Annotated in this window: 8 protein-coding genes; 3 read left to right on the plus strand and 5 right to left on the minus strand. The window is 54.9% G+C overall.

Features of this window, described 5'->3' with window-relative positions; translation table 11 throughout:
• On the plus strand, positions 1-463 hold a 463-nt coding region (locus tag K675_RS0110805; protein ID WP_026145094.1), incomplete at its 5' end, for a helix-turn-helix transcriptional regulator.
• A gap of 6 nt (positions 464-469) precedes the next feature.
• Here K675_RS0110805 and K675_RS0110810 read toward each other — a convergent pair.
• Positions 470-697, minus strand: a complete 228-nt coding sequence (locus K675_RS0110810) for a hypothetical protein (RefSeq protein WP_017903539.1) — start codon at positions 695-697, stop codon at positions 470-472.
• A 137-nt stretch (positions 698-834) separates the two neighbouring features.
• Between K675_RS0110810 and K675_RS30625 the strand changes: the two genes are divergently transcribed.
• Both K675_RS30625 and K675_RS0110820 read left to right on the plus strand, forming a co-directional pair.
• Positions 835-1,539, plus strand: a complete 705-nt coding sequence (locus tag K675_RS30625) for an acyl-homoserine-lactone synthase (protein WP_080635330.1) — start codon at positions 835-837, stop codon at positions 1,537-1,539.
• 440 nt (positions 1,540-1,979) lie between these two features.
• The gene (locus K675_RS0110820; protein WP_017903541.1) at positions 1,980-2,336 is read left to right on the plus strand and encodes a hypothetical protein; all 357 of its coding nucleotides are present in this window, start codon (positions 1,980-1,982) and stop codon (positions 2,334-2,336) included.
• Positions 2,337-2,405: 69 nt separating this feature from the next.
• Here the strand turns inward: K675_RS0110820 and K675_RS0110825 are convergent, their stop codons facing one another.
• The 4 genes from K675_RS0110825 to K675_RS0110840 form a co-directional block, all read right to left on the minus strand.
• On the minus strand, positions 2,406-4,166 hold the full coding sequence (locus K675_RS0110825; protein WP_017903542.1) for a DNA/RNA helicase domain-containing protein: 1,761 nt from the start codon (positions 4,164-4,166) through the stop codon (positions 2,406-2,408).
• A gap of 2 nt (positions 4,167-4,168) precedes the next feature.
• Complete coding sequence (locus K675_RS32965) at positions 4,169-4,306, minus strand: hypothetical protein (RefSeq protein ID WP_017903543.1); 138 nt, start codon at positions 4,304-4,306, stop codon at positions 4,169-4,171.
• Between the two features lie 173 nt (positions 4,307-4,479).
• A complete protein-coding gene (locus K675_RS0110835; RefSeq protein ID WP_017903544.1) occupies positions 4,480-6,381 on the minus strand; it encodes a DUF2075 domain-containing protein in 1,902 nt (633 codons plus the stop codon).
• A gap of 29 nt (positions 6,382-6,410) precedes the next feature.
• Positions 6,411-6,794 (minus strand): nucleotide pyrophosphohydrolase, encoded by a 384-nt coding sequence (locus tag K675_RS0110840; RefSeq protein WP_017903545.1) that lies wholly within the window; start codon positions 6,792-6,794, stop codon positions 6,411-6,413.
• Positions 6,795-7,725 lie beyond the last annotated feature (931 nt).

Genomic DNA, 7,725 nt, shown 5'->3' on the forward strand with positions numbered 1-7,725 from the left:
CCTGCCGTTGTTCTGGAATCGCGATGACTATCGTCGCCCGTCGGAACGGGCATTTTTCGAAGAGGCCACGGCACATGGCCTTCATCAAGGGTTGGCGCTACCCGTGCACGGGCCTGGAGGCGAGGCGGGCATGCTTTGCCTCAAGCCAGAAGAACGTGATGCCTGCTCCAGGCAGACCATGGTCAATTCTCTTCCGGTGGCGACCCTGCTGCGTGATTACGCGATCGTCCAGGTGCTCAAGTCCCGGGCGGAGCGTCGCGCAACGGTGCATCTGACGGCGCGGGAGAAGGAGGTGCTGCAGTGGAGCGCCGCGGGCAAGACGACCTGGGAAATCGCGATGATCCTGTCCTCCAGCATCTCGGCCATCGACTTTCACTTCAAGAACATTCGCCGCAAGTTTCAGGTCAGTTCCCGGCAGATGGCCGTGATCAAGGCGATCCAGCAGAAACTGATCAGCCCTTGAGCGCCCTCATGTGCGTGAGGTGAGGTCGCTTTCCTGCAGGCGCCCACTCAGGTACAGGCGCAACAGGATATAGACCGGGACAGGGACCTGGCTGGTGCACTCGATGCGGCTGGCACAAGCCTGGCTGACACCGAATCTCGACCAAAACTCGGTCTGGCTCTGTTTCAGTTCCAGGCGCAGGCGAGTGGCCTTGTGTGCGATCTCGCGTACCGCCGCGTTATTGAGTCGCTTCATCGGGATGAATCCTGCAAAAGCTGAAAACTAGCAAATCCATTTGCCTTCAGCCACCTCCCTAATCAGGGAGGGTTCTGTTTATTCATTATGAATATATCGTGTGAGAATAATTCAGAACCGCTTCGGTATTATCTTTCATGTATATTTCCATTGGTCGTCGCAATGACTTCAGTGCGCAAGCGTTGAATTCCATGCATGAACTTCGTGCGCGTGTCTTCAAGCAGAAAAAGATGTGGGACATTCCCCTTATCAATGGCCTGGAGATTGATGGGTATGATGCGCTCGATCCTTATTACATGATCATCAACCGAAGTGCGGAACAGGCTTATGTCTGTGGCTGCTGGCGCATTCTGCCGACAACCGGCCCCAATATGCTGGCGCATACCTTTCCCGAACTCCTGAATGGCCAACCGGCGCCTTGCTCGCCGTCGGTCTGGGAACTGAGCCGGTTTGCGATCGAAATGCCTCACGGCAACCGGTTCGGTTTCTCGCAGGGCACCACCCAGGCTATCCACGCCATTGTGAACTTCGCCGTCGAGTGTGGCGTGGAACAGTTCGTCACGGTCACCACGGTGGGGGTCGAGAAGATGCTGATTCGCCTGGGGCTGGATATCAGTCGCCTTGGACCTGCGTTGCAGATCGGGGTGGAGCGGGCTGTGGCGCTGCGCATTGAGCTCAATGATCGGACGAGGGCTGCGCTGGAGCGGGCGGTGAGGGGCATTGTCGGTGACAGTGCACCCCAGCGAGAAATGAGTTCGCCTGTTCACTGTCAGGTGGGAACGCCGCGTGGGCAAGCGAGGCGTTCCTGTTCCGACATCCGGCAATGGCGGATGTGCAACTGATCGGGGCAGCGGGTGAGTGGTATGACGGGGCGATTGTGGCGTGTGTGAAGTGCTACGGCCGCTTTCGGGCGGATAGGTTGGAAATTGTCGCTTCTCACCTATGGCTCGTTGATGTCTCGTAATGAGTAGAAATAGCTTTCAATATGAACTTACTTTTCCTACGTGATTTAGGCGTGGGAGAATATTGTGTGCGCCCAATGCCGTGTCTAGATTCCTGAGGTCGCTGCAAATTCAGCGACACGGGTTTCGCAGCCCGGTAGTGAGCTGGCGCACAGCGCCGCGTAAGCGGCTTTTTTATGCCTGCGTTATGGCGGGCTGTGCGCAGGAGGCTTATGCCTGCCGGTTTCCAAGCTCACCGGTCTGCGAACCTGCGCACAGTTCGCCACCCTTGGTTTCGCAGCCAGTGTGGTGATCCTCTCAAATGAGCTCGGAGATCTACCATGGTGAAGAAAATCACTCCTGATCCACCTTCTGTTTCCAGCGAGTCCGTGGAATCAAAGAGGCCCGATGCGGCCAGATTGCTTGATACGCTCGCGTTGACCCTTTCCAAAACCGTCAATCGCGCTGATCCGCTTTGTCCCTCGATTTTTGCTATTCAGCCGGGTGTCACGGCTCACGAGGCGTTGAGCTATGTGTCGAAATTGCTGGAGGTTGCCGAGCTGAACGGTGACGAAATCAGCCTGCATGAGAACCCGGTGGAGCGGACGTTGTTTTGGGGCATGTTGCATTCGGTTGAGATGGCGAAGGCTGTGGTGGATGCGTTGCTGGAAGGATCGCCGCCGTTGCTGGAGGTTTGATTGATCAATACAAGCATGAAGCCGCCTCAGTAGGGCGGCTTCTTCATCGCAATTGTCATAGAGAGGATGTCAGTGACCTCTAACTTTCGCTGTGATGTTTGTGAGCAGAAACTGTTGCAGTGCCGGATCGACCGCGTACAGCACAACCCCTCGACGAGCCCTAGTTAGAAGTACGTAATAGATGTTTCGAATGACTTGTTTGCGTACGGCAGGATCTGTTCGCATATTACTCAGTCTCTTGTCCGCGTTGCAGCTGGGCTCAATTTCGATTCGACCATTTCTCAGGAAGATGTCCGGCCCAAGAATGACCCCTACATAGTCATACTCAAATCCTTGTACCGTATAAATGGCACCGACTTCCTCATGGTATCCGACGAGTTGATTCCACTCCTTGAATGCCATTTTCTGGTTCCAGCGAGCCTGCCATGGCCCAATATGGATGTCTGTGCCTACCCCGGGCGTGCGCTCCGTCTGCCAGTGCCAGCAGTAACCCGCTACGATTCGGCCTGATGCATTGCCTCGGGCCTGCGCTCTCAGGTGGTCCTCCATGGCTTGGGGGGATTCAGCCACTTGAACTGAGAACTCCGGGACTGATGAATACGCCTGGGTTGCTGCTCCGAATACCAGATCGTAGACCCAATCCACATAGCTGTTGGCGCCACGACATCTCAACTGCTCGTCCAGTACATGGGTTATCACGTGGTAACCACGTGCATGGGCCATTTGCTGGATGTCATCGCTGCGGCAGTTTTCCTCTGGACTGATCCATTGAGAATCATCGATGAAAAAGACAATGAGGTGCTTGTTGTCCATCAAGCCTGCGGCCGTTGCTTTTGTCAGCCGATGGGCCTCATCGACCACCAGATAAGGAGTGGCCGCCCTGCCATTCACCGCGAAGTCCAGGCCTTTTATGCACTGGCCGATAGCGGCTGACTTGACGTAGTACTTGGGATTCTTGCCCAGTTTCATGAGGTGCTGCACAAGCTTCATGGCAAGGACGGTTTTTCCGGTGCCGACCAATCCGTGGATGATGACGCAAGTGTTCGTCTGAACCTGTTGCACCAGTGGCGCAATCCTTTTGAACGCATGCGTTTGCTGACCAGTCGCCTTGAAAAGGTCACTGCAATTGAGTTTTTCGCTGAAGTTCAGGATAAAGGCGTCCGAGTACTTTCTCTGTGGCGAGGTCAGGTGGGCAAGTGCCTGTGTCGGACGCTTAAGTCGGGATAGCAGCAGTGCGGCATCCTGTTCTCCATGGTTTAGAGAGCGGAGCAAGGAGCTGTTGACATGTGAGCTGAACTCCTTGGCACGCAACACTTCATCTTTCGGTTTTTCCTGGTAGTTATGAAGAAAAACCAGTGTGTTGATGATGGGCTTGAAGTCTCCGAAGTTGAGCGCATGCTCCAGCGCCGATCGGTAGATATTCACTTGCTCACAGGGGTGTTTGCTTGTGTAAGGATCGGTGGCGGCAACCTCCAGCCAGGTGACGCCGTGTTTGCCGTGCAATGTGACGGAACCTTGTGTCCATTGCTTCAACTCGATGACGATGATTTCCGGACTCGCTTCGCTCTCGCCTACCAGGATGCAATCGGCACGTTCAGAGCCAATCGGCATCGGATACTCGATCAGGATATGCCCCCGGAGTGGCGGTTGCTGTTGCTGGAGCAACTTGGCAAGTTCAGGTAGGGAGTTCCTCCAGGAGCGGATTTCGGATTCCGATAGTTCCGAATCGGGAAACGTCAAGGCGAAGTCCGTGCACAGACTTTCGATGAACTCCGGCTTGGCTGCTTTCGAGCAGAAGTCTTCGATCTTGAGGGTCGCAAGAGCCGCCATTTTCAAAACCCCATGTCGAAGTCATTAACCAGCGCCAAAGCGCCAGGGGCACAAATTTGGGGCCAGTCAGGGTTGCTGGTTAATTGCTCAAGGACGAGGCGAATGGTTTCGACAGGGAGGGAGGCGGCAGCAATGGTCACGAAGATTCCTGTGGTGTTGAGCAGGCGAGAAGGTGGTGGCCACCATTTCGCCTTTATTCCAGATGCTCGACACCATACTTCCTACAGACAATATGAGGAAGTACGTACGAATTTTCGTTTATGATTGAGGGAAGAAATCATTGGGCCCAAGCGGCCCAATGAGAGCTATTGCACTAGGCCAATAGTTGCTCGGAAAGAGTGGGAACGTTTGCCGCGCGCACGAGTAAGCGTTCGCGGAAGTACTGGGCCGTTTCTTCATCTGTGCAGTACAGGTAACAACCCTTCATCCCGCGGGTCATCAGGGTCCTGTAGGTGTTCTTGATGATCAGGTCGAGTAGCTGCCGCATCTTTTCCGGCTCGGCTTTCATGAGCTTTTTGTAGCCGAAGACCGAGCGATCGTTCTTGTCTCGCTGCTCCGGCACCGTCACCACATTGCCTCCCCGAATGATCAGGTCTGGGCCGATGATCACGCCGATGTAGTCCACCTCCAGGCCTTGACAGGTGTGGATGCAACCCACCTGTTCGACAGAGTTCTGCGCAATGATCCAGCGCTTCTCGTCTTCCTCCAGATTCCACTGGCGGCGGTAGTGCTCACCAATGACGATATCGTCGTCGCTTGCCCGCTTCTTGCTGTTCCAGGGCCAGCAGTAGCCGGCGACAACACGAGCCTTGTTGTTGCCGTTCTTGCCCTGGATCGCGGCATGCATGGCTTGTGGTGTATCGAATACCTTGAACTCGTATTCCTCGGTGTCGAGATGCCGGTTTGCTGTTTCCCGCACTTGGAGTGCATTGTCGAGCCAAGCCAGATAGCCATCCGAGCCGCTGCAACGGAATTGCGAGGTGAGAACGTATTCCTCGACCTCGGCACCGCGTGCCTTGGCAAAAGCGCGAATGGCTTCGCGATTGCCGATATCTTTCAGCGTGACGCGTTGGTCTTCGTCGATAAAAAAGATCGTGCAGTTCGCGGCGTTGATCAGTTCCTTGATCTGGTTATCGCCTTTCTGGCCGTAGAGATCGCTTTTCTCGGTCAGGCGATGGGCTTCGTCCACTACCAGGAAATCGAATGCGCTGGTGGGTGACTCCATGAACGAGCCGGAGCCGGTAAACAACTGCGAAAAATGGCTACGGGGCAGGGCGCCGGTCAGCTTGCTTTCGTACACCTGCCGAGGGGCGGAGTTTTTCGACACGTACTTTCCCACCAGCCCGCGACTGGTGAGGTTGACCAGCAGGTTGAGTGCCACCACGGATTTACCGGTACCCGGCCCGCCCTCGATGATCACGACTTTTGGGTGCTCCGTCGAAGCGCTTTTCGCAGCGGCCATGCAGTTTTCATGGATTTCTTTCTGGTCGTCGATAAGAACGAACTCAGTCTGCTTCTTCAGTAGTTTTACCAGCGAGTCAGCTAGCGCTTTCGAAGGGCGGATGGGGCTCGCCATCAGTTCATGCAGCACGCGCTTTTCATCGCCTTTGGCGATGTGCTGCTTGATGAACGCCCGCATGCGGGCCAGCTCATCCTTGCCTTTCATGAATAGCGGGGCCTTGCTGATGTAGGCCTGGTAGTGAGGCCCGTCAATGACGTTATCTGGCATGTAGTTGTGCAGATAGGCGCAGGCATGCACTTGGATTCCGCCGGAATACACGGCTTCGTTGAACCCTTCCAGTAGCGAGGCATACGACCAGGCCTGATAGGACGGGTGCACGGTTTCCCGGATTTTGCGACCGAGGAGGGTTTTGACAATGGCGTCCTTGGATGTCGCGTTCGCTTCAGCCCATTGTTTCAGCTCAACCAGCACCACGTTTTGCTTGCCGCTGGCATCCAGGCCGGTCAGGGTGATGTCGATACGCTTGGAGGTCTGCGGGATGTGCAGCTCAATGGCCACGCCGATGTCATTGGGGATTTCTCCGTCGCGCAACACCCGTGACATGGCTCCAAGAGAGTTCTTCCAGGCGTTCATTTCTGCGGCTGCGACGATCCGGCCGGTGGCTGACTCGAAACTACGGAGGATCACGTCCTCGATATCGTCGTTATCGTTGTCTGCCAGGAACTGCTGTTTGGTCGCTTCGTAAACGATCAAGATCCTTCTCCCTTACTGGAGCCGGGCAATCAGAGTTGGTCGTATTTCTTTGCGCTGTTCCTAGCCTTCTCGACCGGGTACTTCTCGCCGTTGAGTTGCAGCTTGCGTTGTGCTGCGGCGTTGAGGTCCACGCCAAGCACCGATGCCAGGCGCACCAGGTACATGAGCACGTCAGCCAGCTCTTCCTCGACGGCCTGGGCGGTTTCGGGCGTGCGTGCGGCGGACTTGGAGGCGTCTTCGGTCAGCCACTGGAAGATTTCGGTCAGTTCGCCGACTTCGCCGCTCAGGGCCATGACCAGGTTCTTGGGGGAATGGAACTGGGCCCAGTTGCGGTCGCTGGCGAATTTTTCGAGGGCTTGAGCTAGTCGGGTGGTATCGACGAGTTGGGTAGAGACGGTGCTGGGGTTGGTCACGGAGGGGTCCTGTGGTGTTGAGCAGGCAAGAGCTGAGGGGCTAGTCTTTTGCCCTCTTGCTGATGCTCGATACCATACTTCCTACAGTTTGCATGAGGAAGTGTGTGCGACAGTTCTCTGTTGTCTGAGGGAAAACTGTGATTTCAGCATTATCTGCTGTAGCAAGGCTGAAAATGAAGCAATAAATTCGTCTTGTCCTCACCCCCACGATGACGTCAGTGGTAATACCTACATGGGCATGCTGGCGCCGTTCCGTGTCCTGTGCGTAGCGTTGATTCGGCGGGGGGGCGTATGATTCAAGGACTGCGATACGGGGTGGATGGAGCTCCCTGCAGACCTAGACTGCTCAGGAGGAGGGGAGCAGGTCCGGTTCTGCTGGGTTTCGTGCACAAAAGACGTCCAGGGACGTTTTTCTTGTTGAAAAATGGTGTAGTCGGCGGGAGGGGAAGCTTGCTTTTTTGAGGTATATCAATATAAATCAGTAGGTTATGTATATTTCAGATCCCCCGTTCTGTCGAAATTTCCGTCCCGACGCATGCGGGGTAATCTGAGCAGTATCGCTTTGGAGTAACTTTTCCGTTCCCATACGTCGCGACCCCGTTCAACTCGGAGCTGCGCTGGCTGCTATCAGCTCGTTTAGTTGCAATCTGATCGAGCGATTTTGATGCTATTTTCGATAACCTGCTTCATCGCTATTGTTATTACTGCAATCTCGCGCTACCTTTCCCCTATAATGGCCTTATGCTATTGGCTGTATAGAGGCTGGCTACGATGTGTAGGGTATGTCGTAAATATTATATGGAAGTCATATGTTCGACGATTATGCGTACAAGAACACCACGACAAGAGTAAGGGTGAAGTTTACTCAAAAACATGACGAGCCCATGTATCCGTGGGAAATTGCCAGCTTCTTGGCAAAATTCAATACCGA

Origin of the sequence: Pseudomonas fuscovaginae SE-1 (genome assembly GCF_000364705.1) — a bacterium.
Taxonomy (GTDB): Bacteria; Pseudomonadota; Gammaproteobacteria; order Pseudomonadales; family Pseudomonadaceae; genus Aquipseudomonas; species Aquipseudomonas fuscovaginae_A.

Coding starts and splice junctions, on each gene's coding strand:
- K675_RS0110810 (WP_017903539.1), bottom strand. CDS start 697: ATGAAGCGACTCAATAACGCGGCGGTACGCGAGATCGCACACAAGGCC.
- K675_RS30625 (WP_080635330.1), top strand. CDS start 835: ATGTATATTTCCATTGGTCGTCGCAATGACTTCAGTGCGCAAGCGTTG.
- K675_RS0110820 (WP_017903541.1), top strand. CDS start 1,980: ATGGTGAAGAAAATCACTCCTGATCCACCTTCTGTTTCCAGCGAGTCC.
- K675_RS0110825 (WP_017903542.1), bottom strand. CDS start 4,166: ATGGCGGCTCTTGCGACCCTCAAGATCGAAGACTTCTGCTCGAAAGCA.